Origin of the sequence: Croceicoccus hydrothermalis (assembly GCF_022378335.1) — a bacterium.
In the GTDB taxonomy this organism is placed as follows: domain Bacteria; phylum Pseudomonadota; class Alphaproteobacteria; order Sphingomonadales; family Sphingomonadaceae; genus Croceicoccus; species Croceicoccus hydrothermalis.
This window is the reverse complement of the sequence record NZ_JAIQCI010000002.1, coordinates 161,019-180,460: the sequence shown is the minus strand read 5'-3', so window position 1 is coordinate 180,460 and position 19,442 is coordinate 161,019. Positions and strand designations below refer to the sequence as shown.

Annotated in this window: 18 protein-coding genes; 11 read left to right on the top strand and 7 right to left on the bottom strand. The window is 66.9% G+C overall.

Going from position 1 to position 19,442, the window contains the following annotated elements; translation table 11 throughout:
• The first annotated feature begins 135 nt into the window (after positions 1 to 135).
• Genes mgtE through K4G67_RS01905 form a run of 3 tightly spaced genes read left to right on the top strand, consistent with a single transcriptional unit; the run spans position 136 to position 2,302 of the window.
• Positions 136 to 1,551: a magnesium transporter gene (mgtE, locus tag K4G67_RS01915; RefSeq protein WP_239804759.1), complete on the top strand. Its 1,416-nt coding sequence runs from the start codon at positions 136 to 138 to the stop codon at positions 1,549 to 1,551.
• Between the two features lie 47 nt (positions 1,552 to 1,598).
• Positions 1,599 to 1,994 (top strand): DUF1489 family protein, encoded by a 396-nt coding sequence (locus K4G67_RS01910; protein WP_239804714.1) that lies wholly within the window; start codon positions 1,599 to 1,601, stop codon positions 1,992 to 1,994.
• 59 nt (positions 1,995 to 2,053) lie between these two features.
• Positions 2,054 to 2,302, top strand: a complete 249-nt coding sequence (locus K4G67_RS01905) for a hypothetical protein (RefSeq protein WP_239804713.1) — start codon at positions 2,054 to 2,056, stop codon at positions 2,300 to 2,302.
• 20 nt (positions 2,303 to 2,322) lie between these two features.
• On the opposite strand, the gene nudC is transcribed toward K4G67_RS01905, so the two are convergent.
• Both nudC and K4G67_RS01895 read right to left on the bottom strand, forming a co-directional pair.
• Positions 2,323 to 3,210 (bottom strand): NAD(+) diphosphatase, encoded by an 888-nt coding sequence (nudC, locus tag K4G67_RS01900; protein WP_239804712.1) that lies wholly within the window; start codon positions 3,208 to 3,210, stop codon positions 2,323 to 2,325.
• A 20-nt stretch (positions 3,211 to 3,230) separates the two neighbouring features.
• Positions 3,231 to 4,322: an A/G-specific adenine glycosylase gene (locus K4G67_RS01895; RefSeq protein ID WP_239804758.1), complete on the bottom strand. Its 1,092-nt coding sequence runs from the start codon at positions 4,320 to 4,322 to the stop codon at positions 3,231 to 3,233.
• A gap of 33 nt (positions 4,323 to 4,355) precedes the next feature.
• Between K4G67_RS01895 and K4G67_RS01890 the strand changes: the two genes are divergently transcribed.
• The 6 genes from K4G67_RS01890 (at position 4,356) to K4G67_RS01865 (ending at position 11,952) form a co-directional block, all read left to right on the top strand.
• Entirely contained in the window at positions 4,356 to 4,916 is a 561-nt protein-coding gene (locus tag K4G67_RS01890) for a DUF721 domain-containing protein (protein WP_420829975.1), read from the top strand.
• Positions 4,916 to 5,599, top strand: a complete 684-nt coding sequence (locus K4G67_RS01885) for a DsbA family protein (protein ID WP_239804710.1) — start codon at positions 4,916 to 4,918, stop codon at positions 5,597 to 5,599. The genes K4G67_RS01890 and K4G67_RS01885 overlap by 1 nt, the downstream gene beginning before the upstream one ends.
• Positions 5,600 to 5,735: 136 nt before the next feature.
• Complete coding sequence (locus K4G67_RS01880; RefSeq protein WP_239804709.1) at positions 5,736 to 6,494, top strand: thioredoxin domain-containing protein; 759 nt, start codon at positions 5,736 to 5,738, stop codon at positions 6,492 to 6,494.
• Positions 6,495 to 6,534: 40 nt separating this feature from the next.
• A complete protein-coding gene (locus K4G67_RS01875) occupies positions 6,535 to 9,960 on the top strand; it encodes a chromosome segregation SMC family protein (RefSeq protein ID WP_239804708.1) in 3,426 nt (1,141 codons plus the stop codon).
• A 10-nt stretch (positions 9,961 to 9,970) separates the two neighbouring features.
• A complete protein-coding gene (locus K4G67_RS01870) occupies positions 9,971 to 10,441 on the top strand; it encodes a PH domain-containing protein (RefSeq protein WP_239804707.1) in 471 nt (156 codons plus the stop codon).
• Positions 10,438 to 11,952 carry a PH domain-containing protein gene (locus K4G67_RS01865; RefSeq protein WP_239804706.1) on the top strand — a complete coding sequence of 505 codons (1,515 nt, stop codon included), beginning with the start codon at positions 10,438 to 10,440 and terminating at the stop codon, positions 11,950 to 11,952. The genes K4G67_RS01870 and K4G67_RS01865 overlap by 4 nt, the downstream gene beginning before the upstream one ends.
• Here K4G67_RS01865 and ubiA read toward each other — a convergent pair whose 3' ends face one another.
• Positions 11,953 to 12,861, bottom strand: coding sequence for a 4-hydroxybenzoate octaprenyltransferase (gene ubiA / locus K4G67_RS01860; protein ID WP_239804705.1), 909 nt, complete (start codon positions 12,859 to 12,861; stop codon positions 11,953 to 11,955).
• A gap of 54 nt (positions 12,862 to 12,915) precedes the next feature.
• Between ubiA and K4G67_RS01855 the strand changes: the two genes are divergently transcribed.
• Together K4G67_RS01855 and K4G67_RS01850 are read left to right on the top strand one after the other, a co-directional pair.
• Positions 12,916 to 13,662, top strand: coding sequence for a 16S rRNA (uracil(1498)-N(3))-methyltransferase (locus K4G67_RS01855; RefSeq protein ID WP_239804704.1), 747 nt, complete (start codon positions 12,916 to 12,918; stop codon positions 13,660 to 13,662).
• Between the two features lie 60 nt (positions 13,663 to 13,722).
• On the top strand, positions 13,723 to 15,096 hold the full coding sequence (locus tag K4G67_RS01850) for a glutamate--cysteine ligase (RefSeq protein ID WP_239804703.1): 1,374 nt from the start codon (positions 13,723 to 13,725) through the stop codon (positions 15,094 to 15,096).
• 42 nt (positions 15,097 to 15,138) lie between these two features.
• Here K4G67_RS01850 and K4G67_RS01845 read toward each other — a convergent pair whose 3' ends face one another.
• The 4 genes from K4G67_RS01845 to K4G67_RS01830 form a co-directional block, all read right to left on the bottom strand.
• Positions 15,139 to 16,440: an outer membrane protein assembly factor BamB family protein gene (locus tag K4G67_RS01845; protein WP_239804757.1), complete on the bottom strand. Its 1,302-nt coding sequence runs from the start codon at positions 16,438 to 16,440 to the stop codon at positions 15,139 to 15,141.
• Positions 16,441 to 16,521: 81 nt separating this feature from the next.
• Positions 16,522 to 17,301, bottom strand: coding sequence for a tetratricopeptide repeat protein (locus K4G67_RS01840; RefSeq protein ID WP_239804702.1), 780 nt, complete (start codon positions 17,299 to 17,301; stop codon positions 16,522 to 16,524).
• Positions 17,302 to 17,454: 153 nt separating this feature from the next.
• Positions 17,455 to 18,549: a glycosyltransferase family protein gene (locus K4G67_RS01835; protein ID WP_239804701.1), complete on the bottom strand. Its 1,095-nt coding sequence runs from the start codon at positions 18,547 to 18,549 to the stop codon at positions 17,455 to 17,457.
• A gap of 7 nt (positions 18,550 to 18,556) precedes the next feature.
• Entirely contained in the window at positions 18,557 to 19,426 is an 870-nt protein-coding gene (locus K4G67_RS01830) for an alpha/beta fold hydrolase (protein ID WP_239804756.1), read from the bottom strand.
• Positions 19,427 to 19,442 lie beyond the last annotated feature (16 nt).

The following is a 19,442-nucleotide window of genomic DNA, read 5'->3' as shown; positions in this document are numbered from 1 at the left end:
CCCGCCTTTTTCGCAAGTTTTCCCCGAACTTGCCGACAGGGTTTTCCACAATGCGGCCGCGACGCGCTTCGCAGTTGATTTACGCGCCGCGCCGCCTATCCCTCGTCGCCGATGGACCGCGACGAACACGCCACGATGGACGATTCCGCAGGGGAGGCCGCGCGCCTCGCCGCCGACCTCGACGCGCGTGAGGAACGGCTCGACGAGGATGACCGGCTGAGGCCCGAATTCGTCGAGGAGGTGCGCGAGGCGCTCGAAGAGGACGAGCGGCAGCGCGCCTACGACCTGGTCGAACCGCTCCACCCCGCCGACATCGCCGATCTGTTCGAGATTTTCGGACGCGAGGAACGCCCCGCGCTCGGCGCCGCCATTGCCGAGCTGATGAACAGCGAGGTCATCGCCGAGCTGAACGAGCACGTGCGCGACGAGCTTATCGCCGCATTGTCGCCCGATGCCGTCGCGCAGATCGCGGAGCAGCTCGAAACCGACGATGCCGTCGCCCTGATCGAGGATCTGGACGAGAGCGACCGCGACGCCGTCCTTGCCGAAATGGACCCCGGCGACCGCGCCGCGATCGAAAGCGCGCTATCCTTTCCCGAGGAATCGGCAGGCCGCCTGATGCAGCGCGATCTGGTCGCGGTGCCCGAACATATCACCGTCGGCGATCTCATCGATTACCTGCGCGAAAACGCGGATCTTTCGACCGAGTTCTGGGAAGTGTTCGTCGTCGATCCCGCGCACCGCCCGGTCGGCACCTGCCAGCTTTCGTGGATCCTTCGCACGCCGCGCAATATCGCGATTTCCGACGTGATGAAGCGGGACCAGACCTTGATCCCCGTGGAGATGGACCAGGAGGAGGTCGCGCTCCGCTTTCAGAAATACGCCCTGATTTCCGCCGCCGTGGTCGACGGTTCGGGCCGGTTGCTGGGCCAGATCACGGCCGACGACATCGTCCACATCATGTCGGAAGAGGCTGGCGAGGACGCATTGCTCATGTCCGGCGCGGGCGAAGGCGACATCAACGAACCGATCCGCCAATCCTACACCGAACGTGTGCGCTGGCTCATCGCGAACCTTGGCACGGCACTCATCGCCTCGCTCATCATCGCGAGCTTCGGCGCCGCGATCGAGCGGCTCGTCGCGCTTGCCGTGCTCATGCCGATCGTCGCCAGTATCGGTGGCAATGCAGGGACGCAGACGATGGCGGTCGCGGTGCGCGCGCTCGCCACCAATCAGCTTACCCGGTCCAACACCCGGCGCGTGATATGGCGCGAAATGCGGGTCGCCCTGCTCAATGGCGGGACGGTCGCGGTGCTCATCGGGGCGGCGACGGCGTTCATCTTTACCCCCATGCTGGGCGCGGTGATCGGGGCGGCGGTTGTCATCAATATCGTCACTGCCGGTTTTGCGGGCGTTGCCGTGCCCGTATTGTTCGACCGGATGAATCAGGATCCCGCCGTGGCATCGTCGGTGTTCGTCACGATGATCACCGATTCCATGGGTTTCTTCGCGTTTCTCGGCCTCGCCGTGGCGAGCGGGCTGACCGGATGACATGCGCGGCGCTGGCACATGGCGCCGCCGCTTCCTAGATACGCATCATGCCGCTCAACATGACCAAGATCGCCTTTCGCGCCAATGGCGTCGACGGATTGCGCCAGCGGATCGCGGCGCATGAGGCCGAATTTCGCATCAATACGCGCTATATTCCCAAGCGGCACGAGGAGATGATCGGCGGGTCGCTCTACTGGATCGTGGACCATTCCATCGTCGGGCGGAGCGAGATCCGTGCCTTTGAAAAGCGCGAGGATGGCCGGTATGACATCGTGCTCGCCCCCGAACTGATCGCGGTGGAAACCCGGCCCAAGCGCGCGCATCAAGGCTGGCGCTATCTGGAGGAGGCGGACGCGCCGCGCGACCTTCCCGAAGGGGCGGACCCGGGCGACGTGCTGCCCGGGCGCCTGCTTAACCGTCTGACGAAGCTGGGCCTCGTCTGAGCGAGAACGACGGAACAGGTGCCCTCCCCGGCCCGTTGACCGGGTAAAGGAGAAAGCACATGCCCGAACGCCAATCGCGTCACCCCGACAACGACATCATCGACGCCGCACAGGAACAGGCCACCCCGTCGCAGCAAGGCTCCGCCGGCGGCGATCTGGAACGCCGTGTCGGAAAGCGGGCGGAGGAGAAGAACGCCTTCACCCCCGACAATCAGGTCGAACGCGTCACTGGACAGGATCAGCCCGCGCAGGATGCGCAAAAGGGTGAAAAGACCCGCGCCGCGATACAGTCGGAACGCAAGGACTGAAACCCGCGGGCGGAGATGGTTCAGTCCCGCTCCAACCACTCGCAAATCAACCGATGCGCAATGGCATAGGCAGGCGGCAGAGAAAACGCGGCCCCGGCCTTTCCATCGCGCGCATCGGCGATCTGCGCCCGTGTGAACCAGCGCGCATCCTCAAGCTCGTTCGTGTCCACGACGATACGGTCATCGTCGGCATGCGCATGACAGCCAAGCATGAGCTGCGATGGAAAGGGCCAGGCCTGGCTTGCGCGATAGCGCACATCGCGGACGCGGACGCCTGCCTCCTCCAAGACCTCCCGCGCGACAGCATCCTCCAGCGTTTCGCCCGGTTCGACAAACCCGGCGAGCGCGGAATACATGCCGGTCGGAAATCCCCCCTGCCGTCCGAGCAGCAGAACGCGCTCCCCGTCCGCGCGGCAGTGTTCTACGGTCATGATCGCCACAGGGTCGGAACGCGGATAATGCGTTGCACCGCAAACCGCGTCGGTGCAGTCCCGCTGCCACCCGCCGCGCGCGATACGCGTCGGCGCACCGCACACGGCGCAGAACCGATGGCGCGCATGCCAATCGGCCATGCTTCGCGCGCAGGCGAACACCGCGAATTCGTCGGAATGCAGCCGCGCGGCAAGGTCGCGCACGGCGCGCGTCGGCACGGGATCGCTGATCGCCGGGACCGCCGCGAAACAGCCCCGCTCCCCATCGAGGCCGAGGAATATCAGTTCCGCCCCCTCCGCCGCATCGGACAGGCGGGTCCAGCGCAGCCGGTCCTGCGCATCGAAATCGGGCGCCATGCCGGTCATCGACAAAAGGCGCGCATCCCCGCGGACCAAGGCGGCGATCGCGTCGCTATCCCCGCGCAAATGGTCCGCGCGGTCCATCGATAACGGGGCCGTATCGGCGGGTGTGGACATGGTGCATTTCCTCTCGCTCGTCATTCAAACTCGGCCTGCTGCCCCTGATTGCCCTGCTGGCCGTGATTGTCCTTTTGGCCGAGCGCCAGCCGCGCCGCTTTTGCAAAGAGCGTCGGCAGCCCCGCATCGGCAATCCGGTCAATCGGCCACCATTGCGCGTCGGGCAGGTTTTGCCGCGTCGCGACCTGCGTTTCCTGCACCGACAGCGACAGTGCGAAATGGGTAAAGCCATGCTCGACAATGCCGTCCACCGCGGTCCAGTCGGCCGGAAACGGCGGCATTCCGTCCCCGTCGCACCCCGCAGCCCAGCCATCGTCGGGAAGCGCCCACATCCCGCCAAGCATCCCCCGCCCCGCCCGCCGCACGAGCAGGACATCGCCGCCATGTACTGCGAAAAACGCGGTGCCGCGGCGATCGGGCCGGGGTTTCTTCGGCAATTTTCGCGGCAGGTCGGCGGCGATACTCTGCTCCCGTCCACGGCACCCGGCATGGAGCGGACATTCGAGGCAATATGGCGTCTTGGGCGTACAAACTCCGGCACCAAGATCCATCATCGCCTGCGCAAAATCGCCGGCGCGGGCATCGGGGGTGATCGCGTCCGTCGCGGCGCGGATCACGGGACGCGATTTGGGAAGCGGTTCCTCGATTCCGAAAAGGCGCGATACCACCCGCTCGACATTGGCATCGACCACCACCGCCCGCCTGCCGAACGCGATCGCCGCAATTGCCGCCGCGGTATAGGCGCCGACCCCGGGCAATGCGCGCAATTCCTCCTCCGTATCGGGAAAGCCGCCGCGCGCCGCAACGGCCCTTGCACAGGCGAGCAGATTTCGCGCCCGCGCATAATAGCCAAGCCCCGCCCACGCCGCCATCACGGCATCGTCATCCGCCGCCGCAAGCGCGCCGACATCGCTCCAGCGCGCCGTGAAATGCGCGAAATAGGGGCGCACGGCGGCCACCGTGGTTTGCTGTAACATGATTTCGGAGAGCCACACGCGATAGGGGTCCGGCGTCCCTTGCGAACCGGGCGGGGTCCGCCACGGCAGATCGCGGGCAAAAACATCGTACCAGGCGAGCAAACGTGCCGCGGGCATGGGGTCGGTTTCGAACATCTGGGAACTGGTCTTCACGCCCTGTTCTATGGCATGGGCGGTGCATCCATGAAAAGCGACTCTGCCAAACCTGCGAAACCGCGCAAGGGCGCCAAACCCTACGAACGTCCGCGCGGCGGCGGGGCGAAGCCGATTGCCGATCTCATGCCGCAGATCGGGCGGACCGCGTTTCGCCGTTTTGGTTTCGTGCAGTCGAGCATCGTCACACGCTGGCCCGAAATCGTCGGCGCCGAACATGCCCGCGTCACCGCGCCCGAATCGATCCGTTTCCCACCGGGGGAGAAGGCGGACGGCACGCTCAATCTCGTGGTGATGCCAGCGCACGCGCCGCTTATCCAACATGTCGTGCCCGACATTATCGAGCGGGTGAACCGTTTCTTCGGCTATCGCGCGATACAGCGGGTGAAGATCCGGCAAGGCGCGGTTCAGCCGCCGAAGGACAAGGGAGCGCGGCCGGCGGCGCCCCCATCGCTCAAACCTATTTCGATGGAACTGGGCGAATCGCTGCGCGATATTGGCGATCCGGAACTTCGCACCGTGCTGGAATCCCTGGCACGCTCGATGGAATCGGCAGGGAACAGGACGAAGAACTGATGCGCATGATCTCAGCTTTGATGGGCACCGCGCTTGCAGCGACCCTTGCCGCCGCCCCCGCCGTATCGGCGCAGGAAAGTGCGGCTGCGCAGACCGCGCCGATGGCGGGGCACCTCATCGGGCGGGAAGATGCCGACATGCGGCTCGCCGAATATGTAAGCTATACCTGCCCGCATTGCGCCCATTTCGAGAAGCAGGCCGGCGACACGCTCAAGCTCGCCTATGCCCGGCCGGGCCATGTCGGGGTCGAGATCCGCCATCTCGTTCGCGACCCGCTCGACCTGACGGTCGCGCTGATCGCCAATTGCGGCAAGCCGGCGAATTTCGCCGCGAACCACACCGTGCTGATGAAAGCGCAGCCGCAATGGCTCGACCGTATCCGCGCGACCACCCCCGCACAGCGTGCACGTTATGAAACCGGCACCAACGCGGCACGGCGGCAGGCGCTCGCCCGTGATGCGGGGCTATACGATCTGATGAAGAACCGCGGCTATACACCCGTGGCGCTCGACCGCTGCATCGCCGACGATACGATGGCGCAAAGGCTCGTCACGCTGTCGCGCCAATATGCGCAAAGCGGCGTCACCGGCACGCCCAGCTTCGCCATCGATGGAAAGCTTCTTCCCGGTGTCCACGACTGGAGCGCGTTGAAGCAAGTGCTGGACGCGCGCATCCTGCCCTGACGCGCTGCCCTTGCCCAACCGGCCTGTTGTGGACAACCCAAAGGCCGGGCGGCATGGCATTTGCCTCGTGCCGCGAATGGGCTATTCAAGGAGGCCAGACGTCCCTTCGTCCGTCATACGAGGATATTTTCCGATCATGATCCGCCTGCCCGCAAAGACCGCCTTTTTCGCTGCTCCGCTCATCCTCGCTCTCGCTGCCTGCGGTTCGGGCGGAGACGAGGCTACGGGCTCCGCCCCGGCCAATGGCGAACCGGTGGCCAGCGTCGCGGCGCCCGCGGGCCAGAGCTGGTCGGAGACGATCAGCCAGACGGCCGAAGGCGGCTATGTCATGGGCAACCCCGATGCGCCGATCAAGCTTGTCGAATATGGCTCGCTCACCTGTAGCCATTGCGCCGAATTTTCCGGCAATGCGATGGAGCCGCTGCGCACCGAATATGTCGATACCGGCCGCGTCAGTTTCGAGCTTCGCAATTTCGTGCGCGACCCGATCGACATTACCGGCGCTATGCTGACCCGGTGCGGCGCGGATGAAAGCTATTTCGCACTCACCGATCAGTTCTGGGCGAATCAGCCGCAATTCTTCGAAGCGGTGCAGAACGCGGGCGAGCAGGCGTATCAAGGCGCGATTTCCGCCCCCGACGATCAACGCTACGTGGCGATAGCCGAGATTACCGGCATGTTCGATTTCTTCGCGGCGCGGGGCATTTCGCGCGATCAGGCGATCTCCTGCCTTCAAAATGCGCCGACCGCCACGCAGCTTGCCGAAAATACGCAGGCGCAGGGCGAGCAATTCGATATCACCGGCACGCCGACGTTCCTCATCAACGGTCGCAAGATCGAGGCACTGACCTGGCCGGAGGTGCAGACCGCGTTGCAGAACGCGGGCGCGCGGTGATCGAAGACCCGGCAATTCCGGGCGCGCCGCGGGCACGCTGATGCAATTCCGGCGGCTCCGGCTGAGCGGGTTCAAGAGTTTCGTCGAACCGACCGAACTGCATATCGAGCCCGGCCTGACCGGCGTCGTCGGCCCGAACGGCTGCGGCAAATCCAATCTGTTCGAGGCGTTGCGCTGGGTCATGGGCGAATCCAGCCCGAAATCCATGCGCGGTTCGGGCATGGAGGATGTGATCTTTGCCGGCACGCAGCGGCGCCCGGCGCGCAATTTCGCAGAGGTCGTGCTGCTCGCCGAAACCGAAGATGGCAAGGAAATGGAGGTCATGCGCCGCATCGAAAAGGATGCGGGCAGCGCCTATCGCCTGAACGGGCGCGACGTGCGGGCGAAGGACGTATCGCTGATGTTCGCCGACGCGGCGACCGGCGCGCATAGCCCCGCTTTGGTCAGTCAGGGCCGGATCGCCGCCGTGATCGCGGCCAAACCGGCACAGCGGCGCGAAATGCTGGAGGAAGCGGCGGGCATCGCCGGGTTGCATGTCCGGCGGCGCGATGCGGAAAACAAGCTGCGCGCGACAGAGGCCAACCTTCAACGCCTGGACGAATTGCTGGCGCAGCTCGACAGCCGGATCGGCACCTTGCGGCGGCAGGCGAAGGCGGCGGAGAAATACCGCGAATTGTCGGACACGATCCGCACTGGCGAGGCACGGCTCCTCTTTGCCCGGTGGCGCGATGCCGCGAGCGCAGCCGAAACCGCCCGCGCCGCCGCACGGCAGGCCGAGGCCAACGTCACCGCAGCGCAAGCCACGCTGAACACCGCGACCAAAGCACAGCGCGAGGGCGCAGAACGGCTCGCCACCACGCGGGAGATCGTTGCGGACCGGCGCGACGATCTCAATGCGCAGGCGAACATGCTCGCCGTGCTGACCGGAAAGCTGGAGGCGGCGGAGGAAAAGCTCGCCGATCTCGACCGGCAGCATGCGCGGATGGAGGCGGACGAGAACGATGCCAACCGCACCACGCGCGATGCCGCCGATGCAATCCACAGGCTCGAACGCGAGGTGAAGGATGCCGAGGCGAAGCTGTCCGAGGATGAGGCCCGGCGCCCCGCCCTCGCCCACGCGCAGGAGCGCGCCGAGCGTGACGCGCGCAATGCGGAGCTGACGCTGGCGCAGGCCATGGCGGAGCAGGCGCGGGTGGAGGCGGACTGGCGCGTGGCCGAGGCTGCGGTCGCGCAGGCGGAGCGGACGCTGGCACAGCTGCGACGGGAAAAGGAGCAGCGCGCCGAAAAGGCAAGCGAGGCCGGCGATGCCGCCGCGCTGGCCGCCGCGCTCGACGATGCGGGCACGCGGGTGGAGCGCGCCGATGCCGCGCTACGCGAGGCGCGGGACATGCTCGAACAGGAAAGCGCCGCGCGGGAAGGCTTGCGCACCGCGCGCGACGATGCGGCGGGCGCGCTGTCGGCGGCAAAGGCGGAACTGGCCGGCGTCGCGCGGGAGCATGACGCGCTTGAAAGGGACAGGATCGCGCGGGAAAAGGCCCGCGACCGGCAGAAGGGACAGCGCCGTGCCATCGATGCCGTCGCGGCCGAACCGGGCTACGAACGGGCGCTGGCCGCGGTTCTGGGCCGGGATGCCGCCGCGCCGCTGGGTCGGCCGGAGGCGGAGGAGGACGGCCGTTTCTGGACCGGCGCGCCGCCCCCGCCTGCGATTTCCGACAGCCTTGCCGACCATGTCCGCGATGCGCCCGATGAATTGCTTGCCCGGCTGACACTGGTCCGGGTGGCGGGGCGGGACGATGGCGTGGCGCTCGCACCCGGCGAGTGGTTGGTGACGATGGCGGGTGCCCTGCGCCGGTGGGACGGGTTCGTCGCGCGTGGCGAAGGCGCGGCGGAGGCGGCCCGGCTGGAGGCGGCCAACCGGCGCGAGGCGCTTGCCGCGCGGTTGCCGGCGCTGACCGATGCCGTGGCACGGGCGGAGACCGAGGCAGCGCGCGCGAACGATGCGCTCCGCCAGGCGGGAGAGCGACGCACTGCGGCGGAACGAACCCTGGCGCAGGCGGCGGAGGAGCAGCGCAGCGCGCTGCGCGCCCGCGATCAGGCCGAAAGCGCGGTGGAACGGCACGCCCGCCTTTCCGAGGAGCTGGCCGAAAGGCTGGCCGAACTCGACACGCAGATCGCCGCGGCCGCCGAAAATCATGACGAGGCGGAGCAGGCGCGCGCCCGATTGCCCGATCCGCAGGCACAACGCGCCGCTCACGACGCCGCAAAGGAGGCGAACGATGCCGCGCGCGCGACAATGCAGGCCGCGATGGCAGCGCTCGCCGCATTGGAACAGCAGCTCGCCGTTGCGCGCGAACGCGTCATCGGCCTTAGCAGCGACATGCGCGGGTGGAGGGCGCGTGCAGGCGACGCGGCAAAGCGGCTGGCCGGGATGACCCGCCGGCGCGAACAGATCGAGGAGGAGCGCGCGATCACCGCCGCCCGGCCCGAAGCGTTACACCGCGAAATCGCCGAGGCGGAAACGGCACGCGACCGGCTTACGGCGGAATTGACCGCCGCCGAAAACGCCCATGCCGCCGCCGCCGAGACCGCCCGCGCTGGCGAAGCCGCCTTTACCGCCGCGAACGAAGCGGTGTCGCAGGCCCGCGAACATCGTGCCGGCGCCGCCGCCCGTGCCGAGAACGAGGAAGCGCGCCGGGGCGAACTTGCCCGCCAATCGGGCGAGCGGTTTCAATGTCCTCCGCCCCTGCTCCCCGAACGCGCCGGCTTCGCGAAGGACGCGGTCGGCACGGCGCAGAGCGAGAGCGAAACGCTCGACCGGCATGTCGCGGCGCGCGAACGGCTGGGCGCGGTCAATCTCGTTGCGGCGGACGAACTCGCCGAAGCCGAGGCGCAACAGGGCACCAGCGCGCAGGAGCAGGCCGATCTTGCCGAGGCGGTCCATCGCCTGCGCGGCTCGATCGGCAGCCTGAACCGCGAGGGGCGTGAACGGCTCAGGGCCGCGTTCGACGCGGTCGACGGGCATTTCCGTTCGCTGTTCACCACGCTGTTCGGCGGGGGGCAGGCGCATCTCGCCCTCGTCGATAGCGATGACCCGTTGCAGGCCGGGCTCGAAATCTACGCACAACCGCCGGGCAAGAAATTGCAATCGCTCACTCTTTTGTCCGGGGGGGAGCAGGCGTTGACGGCGGTCGCGCTGATTTTCGCGCTGTTCCTGACGAATCCGGCGCCCATCTGCGTCCTGGACGAGGTGGACGCGCCGCTTGACGATGCGAACATCGATCGGTTCTGTGATCTTCTCGATGCGATGGTGCGCGAGACACAGACGCGCTATCTCATCGTGACGCATAATGCCGTGACCATGAGCCGGATGCACCGCCTGTTCGGCGTGACCATGGTGGAACAGGGGGTGTCCCGGCTGGTCAGCGTGGATCTGGGCGGGGCGGAGGAATTGCTCGCCGCGGAATGAGGGGGACGCGATGATGAATGAAGACACGCTCGATCCGGTGCATCCGAACATGATCAAGGTGATGCGGATGCGTGCGATCATGGTGATCGTGCCGGTGGCCGTCGCCGCCATCGTCGCGGAGATTGCCGCCCCGATGCCCACAGGGGCGTTCATCGCTCCGGTCGCGCTTCTGCTTCTCGGCTTCGTCGTCATGATGCCGCGCCGGCGTTATCGGCGCCTCGGCTATCGGCTTACGCGCGACCGGCTGCGCGTGGTGCGCGGATGGTGGAACCGGCGCGATACGGTGGTTCCCTTTGGCCGGGTGCAACATATCGACGTCAATGCAGAAGCGATCGAACGCCTGTTCGGGCTTGCCACGCTGGTGGTGCATACGGCGGGCACCCATAATGCATCGGTCGCGCTGCCCGGCCTCGAACATGGCGAGGCGCTTGCCATGCGGGAAACGATCCGCGCCTTCATCGCAGAGGGCGAAGCGGGATGAGCGACATGGCCGATGGCGGCTCGCTGATGCGGACGCATCCCTATGGCATCGCGGTGCGCGCGGCAAAGGGCGTGTGGCAGGGGATGCTTGGCATCGTGGCGCTGGCGTTCGGCGCGATGCGCGACGATGTGCCGGACTGGGTCATCTGGATCGCACCGGTAATCATCGTGATTGCGGTCGTCGGCGGCGCATGGATCGCCTGGCGGCAGCTCGGCTATCGCGTGGGGGCGGACGATATTCGTGTCGAACGCGGGCTTATCAATAAAGAGGCGCGGTCCATCCCCTACGACCGGATACAGGACGTCAGCCTGTCGGAAACGCTGCTTTCGCGGCTTTTCGGGTTGGTCGAGGTGCAGTTCGAAACCGGCGCGGGCGGGAAGGAAGAAGTCACCCTCGCCTATGTCACCGCGGCAGAAGGCGCACGATTGCGCGAGCAGGTCCGCGACCGGCGCGCGCGGCTGTCCGGGGACGGCAATGGTGCAGAAGGAACATCGGCCACCCCCGCAACCGAAGCGGCGCAGACCGTTTTCGCAATGGACAACAGGCGGCTCGTCACCTTCGGCGCCTTCGAGTTCTCGCTCCTCGTGTTCGCGGTCCTGGCCGCGGGGTTTCAGCAGTTCGAATTCCTGCTTTCCCCCTTGATATGGAATGACAGCTTCTGGGAAGAACTCATTGGTCAACAAGGGGAATATGTTGCCGCGGCGGGTATCGCGCTGGCCATTGCGGGCGCCGTGCTGGGGCTGGGGACACTTTTGCTCGTCGGGTTCGTCACGGGGATGGTTCGCACGATTCTTGGCGATTACCGGTTTCTCCTCGAACGCACGGACAAGGGGTTTCGCCGGCGCCGCGGGCTCCTGACGCGCAGCGACGTGGTCATGCCGCTGCACCGCGTACAGGCCGCGACGATCGGCACCGGCGCAATCCGGCGCCTCTTTGGCTGGTACGGCCTGTCCTTCGTCAGCCTGGCCAGTGACAAATCCGAAGCGAGCCATGTCGTCGCACCCTTTGCCACCATGGCGGAAATCGCCCGGATCGTAGCCATTACCGGTATCGACCTGCCCGATGCGGACACGCGTTGGCACAGACCGGATTCCCGCTATTTCACCGATGCGGCGCTGATCGGTGCGGTTCCGCTGCTCCTTGTTGCGGCGGGGCTGGCGGTTTCGCCCTACTGGCTCTTTGCCGCAATCCCGGTGGTGATTGCCGGATTGATCGCGGCATCACGCTGGCTGCAATGGCGGCGGCATCGCCATGCGCTCGACGATGCGACATTGTTCGGACAGGTGGGCCTCCTGTCGCCCGAACTCACCGCCGTGCCTCGGATCCGGCTGCATAGCGTGGAAATCGCGCAGGGCCCGCTTGCCCGGATGCGCGGCTATGCGCGGCTGCACTTCGGGCTGGCGGGTGGAAGTTTCGCGATTGCCGGCATCGGTCTCGAGGAGGCGCGAGCGGTGCGCGCCCGCGTGCTCGACCATATCGCCGCGGTCGATTTTGCACGCCTGCCGCGATAGTTACATCCCGGCATTGCCCGCAACGAGACAGGCCAGCGCCATCAGCAAGCCCGCAAACCGGTTCGAGCGGAACTTGGCCAGCGGATCGGCCGGATCCGCCGGCCGCAATGTCCCGATCTGCCAGCCAAGATGCAGCGCCATCGGCACCAGCGCGACGAGAGCCAGCCAATGCCCGCGCAGCAACCAGAACGCGACCATCCAGAACACCATCGCCGCAAGGTAGAAGCCCGCCACCCCGCCGCGCACCCGTCCGCCCAATGCCCGCGCGCTCGACCGCACACCGACCAGCGCGTCATCCTCGATATCCTGCAGCGCGTAGATCGTGTCATAGCCGATGACCCAGCAGATCGCCCCGGCGTAAAGCGCGGCCAGCACGCCCCATTGCGGCAGCCCGATCTCGACCCAGCCGACCAGCGCACCCCAGCTGAACACCAACCCCAACCACGCCTGCGGCCACCAGGTGATGCGCTTCATCAAGGGATAGGCGGCCACCGGCACGATGCTGGCCAGCGCGACAAGCTGTGCCTGCAACCGCAATTGCAGCAGCACGATCAACCCGGCGATGCAAAGCGCCCCCAGCCATAGCAAAGCCTGCTTTGCAGACACCGCACCGCTGGCGAGCGGGCGTGTCGCGGTGCGCGCGATCTGCCGGTCGAGATCCCGGTCGAGAAAATCGTTCCACACGCATCCCGCGCCGCGCATCGCGATCGAGCCGACAAGCAGCCAGAGCAGCAGCGGCCAGCGATCCATCCCGCCGGCCAGCAACACCCCCCACGCACAGGGCCAGAAAAGGAGCCACCAGCCGATCGGCCGATCGAACCGGGCGAGAAGCGCATAGGGCCGCGCCGGCGCGGGGAGCCAGGCGACGAAGCCGCGATACTGCGTGTCGGGCGTTGCGGTCACATCCATGCGCAGCGTGCTAGCGTCTTTTCGCGGCGAAGCGAAGCGGCTAGACGCTTCGCCATGCCCGCAACCCCCGCCTGGCCGCCGCGCAGCGCCCCCCGCCTTTTCGTGCCACACCCTCTGTCGCCGGGGCAGGACGTGCGCATCGAGGGGAAGGCCGCCCATTACCTCGCCCGCGTGATGCGCGTGGGGACAGGCGATGCGGTGATGCTGTGCGACGATGCGACCGGCGAATGGGCCGCCCGCGTGACCGACGTGGGCAAGCGCGCGGTGACCGCCGAAATCGTCGAACACATGCGCCCCCGCGAAACCGTGCCGGATTTCACACTATGCGCCGCATTGCTCAAGAAACCGCGATTCGATCAGGTGCTGGAAAAAGCGACGGAACTTGGCGTACGGCGGATACAGCCGCTCATCACGCGCCGCTGCGTTGCCGATGCGCTGAACCTCGACCGCGCGCGTACCATCGTGACCGAGGCGGCCGAACAATGCGCGCGAACCGCCCTTCCCGAATTGTGCGCGCCTGTCCCGCTGGCCGCATTGCTGCGCGACTGGCCCGATGACAGGGCCTTGTATTTCGCGGACGAAACGGGCGGCGCGGCGGCGGCGGGAGAATTTGCCCGCGGACCGCGAACGGCCGCCCTGCTCACCGGGCCGGAGGGCGGATTTGACGATGCCGAACGCGATGCGATCCGCGGCGTGACGGCCGCACGCGCGATCACGCTCGGCCCTCGTATCCTGCGGGGGGAGACTGCGACCCTTGCCGCAACGGCGCTGTGGATGGGGATCGCGGGCGACTGGGCGTAAGGCGCGCCCCCCATAAGATTGCGCTGGCATCGCGGGGCGTGGCGTCCTAACGCGCAGGGCATGAGCACGCGCAAAACCTCTGCCCAAGCCGCGCCGGTCATCGAAAGCCGCGACGCCCTGATCCGCCCGATGGCCGACGGGGAAAAGCCGCCCGAAAACTGGCGCATCGGCACCGAACATGAAAAGCTGGTGTACAAGCGCGGCGATCACCACGCGCCCAGCTATGACGAACCGGGCGGCATTCGCGACATCCTCATGGGGCTCACCCAATTCGGATGGTCGCCTGTGGAGGAAAACGGCAAGGTCATCGCCATGTCCGGCCCCGACGGCACGGTCAGCCTGGAGCCTGCGGGACAGCTCGAACTCTCGGGCGCGCCGCTTGAAAACCTGCACGAAACCTGCGCCGAAACCGGGCGCCACCTCGAACAGGTGAAGGCGATTGGCGACCGTTTCGGCGTCGGCTTCCTCGGCGCGGGAATGTGGCCGGACAAGACGCGCGAGGAGCTCCCCATGATGCCGAAGGGGCGCTATGACATCATGCGCCGCCACATGCCGCGCGTCGGCAATCTCGGTCTCGACATGATGCTGCGGACCTGCACGATTCAGGTGAACCTCGATTACGAGAGCGAGGCCGATATGGTGGCCAAGTTCCGCGTCGGGCTCGCGCTGCAACCGCTGGCGACGGCGTTGTTCGCCAATTCGCCGTTTCTGGAGGGCAAGCCGAACGGATTCCTGTCCTATCGCAGCCATATCTGGTCCGATACCGATCCGCATCGCACCGGCATGCTGCCCTTCGTGTTCGAGGATGGCTTCGGTTACGAGCGCTATGCCGATTACATGCTCGACGTGCCGATGTATTTCGTCTTTCGCGACGGAAGATATATCGACGCGGCAGGCCATTCGTTCCGCGATTTCCTCGATGGCAAGCTATCCGTCCTGCCCGGCGAAAAGCCGACCGCCGCCGATTGGGAGGACCATATGTCCACCGCCTTTCCCGAGGTGCGGCTCAAGAGCTTCCTCGAAATGCGGGGGGCCGATGGGGGGCCGTGGAATCGGATCTGCGCGCTTCCGGCGCTGTGGGTCGGGTTGCTTTACGACCGGACCGCGATCGACGCGGCGTGGGATCTGGTCAAGGGCTGGACCATGGCCGAGCGCGAGGCATTGCGCGACGCGGTGCCGAAAATGGGGCTGGCCGCGCCCCTGCCGGGCGGCGGAACGCTGCGCGACATCGCGGGCGAGGTGCTGTCCATCGCGCGAGCCGGATTGTCCGCGCGCGACCGCCGCAATGCGAGCGGGGACAACGAAACCGGCTTTCTCGAACCGCTGGACGAGGTGGTACGCAGCGGGAAGACGCTCGCCGAACGATGCCTCGACCTGTATCACGGCGAATGGAACGGCGACGTATCGCGGATCTACGGCGCGAAGAGCTTTTGATCATGGCGCGTCCGGCAGGGCGGGCCGGGCGCGCATCATGGTTTAGCGAAAGGCGGTGATCCGCCCGCTTTCGTCCAGCACGTAAAGCGTGTTGTTGGCAACCACCGGGGCGAGCGATACGCCGGCGTTCAGTTCCGCGATCATGTTCGCCTCGCCATCGGCGGCATTCACGGCCCACAGTTCCCCGCGCGAATTTGCGATCCAGAGCCGCTCGCCCGCAAGCACCGGCCCGGACCAGAAGATCTCGCCTTCCTTGTTCTTCGGCTTGCGATAATGGGCAAGCTGCGCGATCCAGCGCACCTTGCCCGTGGCGCGGCTGATGGCGAGCATGCGCGCATCGTCGGTGAGGGTGAAGATCCAGTCGCCCGCGACCGCCGGCGTCGAAATCCCGGCGAGATTGAGTTCCCAGATACGCTGCCCGGTGACGAGCTCGTACGCCGCCATGCGCCCGCCCTGACCCAGCGCATAGACACGGCCCGAATCGATGATCGGATCGGCGTCGATGTCGGTCAGCGTGCCGACGGATGTCGAAATGCTGGTCCGTGAAAGCGCATCGGCCCAAAGGTTGCGCCCGTTTTCATAGCGATAGGCGATAAGCTCGCCCGAGGAATAGCCCGCGATCACCGTGCCCTGCCCCGCCGCGGGTGCCGCCACGCCGAACACACCCGACTGACCCGAAGAGCCCGCCTCGGTCCAGTTCTGCGACCCGTCCTGTGCATCCAGCGCATAGATGCGGTTGTCCTGCGTCATCACGAACACTTCGCCGAACGCGAGCGTGGGCGCACCGCGCAAGGGCGAGTTCAAATTCACGCGCCAGAATTCGGCCCCCGTCTGCGCGTCGAGCGCGGCAACCTCGCCAAGGCCCGTGGTCGCATAGACGCGCCCGTCCGCATAGCTGACCCCGCCGCCGAACAGCGAATTGCTGCCCCCACCGTCGGATTCGAGCGAATGTTGCCACAGGCGCGCACCGGTGTTCGCATCGAACGCCTGCACCGTTCCCGCCGTGTCATAGACGAACATGATGCCATTGCCGATGACCGGCGACGCGGCGAGCCTGCGGCGCGTGTTGCCCCCGGCGATATCGACCGACCAGGCCCGGCCGGGCGAAGGGGACAGTGCGAGATGACCATAGCTTTTGGAGGCCGATCCCCCCGCCTGCGCCCATTCGGCGTTCACCTGCTGCGCCGGGAGCACGACGGGCACATTGGCCAGCGCCGGGTCCACCTTCGCACCGCTCTCGATCTTGGAGAGGATCGGCGTGCGGTTGCCGACCGTCGGCGTGGTTTCGGGGTCGCCCTTGTCGAAAATGCTGCACGCGCCGAGCGAGACGGCAAGCACGGCCATTGCCGTACCGCGCAGGAAACCTGCGCCGCGCCGGCGGGCCGATGTCGGAAAATATGTGTTCAAAACCTGCATCCGATCCTCTTACGGCCGCGGCCTTGCGGCGCTGCCTTGCATGATATCCTCGACGACCTGCTGTGCATCGTCGATCGCGTCGGTGCCCAGCACGCCGGCCATCTGCCGCGCCCGTGCGCGCAGCGATTGCGGCACGTCGTCCTCGCGCGCGATCTGTGCGAACATGGCGCCGGCTTCGTCCTCGTTGCCCTGCTTGATCTGTGCCATGGCGACCAGCTCGCCCGCGCTGCCGAAAAACGGATTGCCGGGTGCCGCGATCGGGCCCAGACGCTCGATCACCTCGGCCGGGGCCATCGCGTCGAAATTGGCCGACACCGCCCTAAGCCGCGCAAGATCGCGCAGGGCATCGGGCGCGTCGGCATCCTGCGCGACGAGGTCGAAAAGCCGTGTCGCCTCCGCCGCGTCGCCCTGTTCCAGCGCGATGCCCGCTGCCGCCATGCGGGCGGGCGCGCGATAGCCGGCAATGTCGGACTCCAGAAGGGGAGAGAGCCGCTCGCTCGCCTCATCGAGCCGATTCGCATCGATGCGATCCATCGCGAGCGTAAGCTCGACCGCATCGGCCTCCGCCTCTGCGACCTGCCGCCCGTGCCACCAGACATAGCCGCCCAGCCCCACGATCAGCAGAACCGCGACAACAAGCGCGGGCACGCCATAGCGGCGCATCGCGGATTGCATCCGGTCCTGCCGCACGGCTTCGTCCACCTCGCGGCGGAACACGTCCTCCTGCGCCTTTTCCTGCCGGGCGAGCGCCTGCTGCCGGTCTTCGGGGGTTTTGGGGCGAAGCGCCAAGTTCGTTGCCTTTCATGCGGTCGGTTCGCGCGGGGTCTAGGCGGCGCGACAGGGCTTTTCAATCGCCAATCCCCGTCGCACATCCGGCCCCGGCATAGAGCGCTTATCCCCTGAACCCGCGATGAAAGGGCAAAACCTTGTCGCGGGGCCGGGTCAATCGAGCTGGGGTATGTCGAGCAGCCCCGCGATCAGCGCGTGATACGGCGCGGGATCGGCGCGCTCCGCAGCGTAGGATGCATTGGCCGCGCCCGCCTCTGCCGCGGTATCGCCTGCCACCATGCGGCACAGCGCATCGCGCAAGGCCTCGCCATCGCTCGCGCCCACATGCGCGAACCGGCCTTCGGGCGGGAGCAGTTCGGACATTGCCCGCGGCCCGCGCACCACCACGGCGGAACCGGCGGCCATCGCATCGGTCATGCCCGGCGGCAGCCCGCCGTCCGACGCGCACAGGACGATGTCGTAAAGCCCCGCGAAATCGGATGGCCCCGCAACCCGGTCGGTCGTCAGCACGCGGTCCTGCATCGCATCCTGCTCCGCCCGCGCGACGAGCGGCGCCGTTTCCGCGCGCGTTCCGAACAATACCAGCCGCCAATGATCCGGCATCTGCGGCAGCGATCCGATCACCGCATCGGCAACCGGTGCGAAATCGCATGCCTGCGCCGCGATCCATCGTTCCGCCCCGCGTTTTACCAGCCGGGGCATCGCGTCGGGGCGCGGTTTTACGCGCGGCGCCTGCGGAAACAGCGGCGGCAGGATCTGCAGGCTGCCCGCAGGGGGTGAGAAGGCACGGGCGAATTCGGCGGCGCTGTCCGTGGTCGGCACGACGATGGCCTGCGTTCTGGCAAAGGCGAGGCGCCGGCGAAAATCGTGCAGCATGCCGCCTGTAAACCCCGCCACCCCATCGTGCAGGTGGAGCAGCGGCGGCAAGCCCAGCTGCCCTGCGAAAAACGTGTGCGCCATGACCGGGTTGAGCGCCCTGTCGCCATGCGTCACGACGAGATCGTAGCCGCGCATCGCCCGCGCCATTCGCGACAGGCGGCCGAGCCCCGCAATACCCGAAAACACAGGAAAATCAGGGCGGTAAAGCTGCAACCTCGACGCCGTGTCATCATCGGCGAAGGGCGAATGGTTCTGCATCCTGGGCGGGAGGCTGCGGATCAGACGTGCCGACCACGCCATCGCCTCGCCATCGATACCGAGGTGCAGCAGCTTGCGCACCTTCAACACCTTGATCTTCTTCTTCGCCATGTGAGGATCAGCCCGTTCGTTGCAGCAGCCGGGCGATGGCCTCGCGCGACTGCGGTTCGTCGAGCGTGGGCGCATGGCCGGTTCGCGGCACGGTGACAAGCGTAACCTCAGGGCCTTGCGCGGCCATCTTCGCCGCGGTTGCGGGCGAAAGCAGGTCCGAATTCTCCCCGCGGAGGATCAGCACGGGCCGCCCCGCAAGCGCGTCGAATCCCGGCCAGAGCGAAACGGGCTGCGGCGCGTCATCCTCCGGCCGTTCGTCATCGCGGGCAAAGGCGTCGGCGATGCGAGAGTCGTAATCGAACCCGATCCGCCCGTTATTGCCCATCACCATCAACCGTTTCGCATGGGCCAGCCATTCGTCGAGGCCCCAGTCGGGATAGCATTCGCCCTGGCTTTCCTGCAACGCGCGCGCGGCGTGCATCCATGTCGGATAGTTGCGCCCCTGCCCGACATAGCCGGCGATGCGGTCGAGCCCGACCTGCTCGATTTCCGGGCCGATATCGTTGAGCACGGCGCCTGCGATCCGTTCCCGATGGGAAAGCGCGTAAAGCATCGTCACGATCCCGCCGAGCGAGGTGCCGATGAACACCGCGCGCGCGATCCCCTCCTGCGCGAACAATCCGGCGATATCCTGCGCATAGGTGACGGGCGTGTAGCTTGCCGCATCGCGCGGCTGCTCGCTCAGCCCCCGGCCCCGCAATTCGGCGACCAGCACGCGGCGATCCTGCGCCAGCGTTTCGGCAAGCGATTCGAAATCGCGCGCATTGCGGGTCAGCCCCGGAATGCACAGCACCGGCAACGCGCCGGATCCCTCGGGCCCTTCGTAATCGCGGTAATGGAGTTGCAGGCCGTCATCGCTTTCCCAGAATCTGTCGATATAGGGCGCTGCCCTG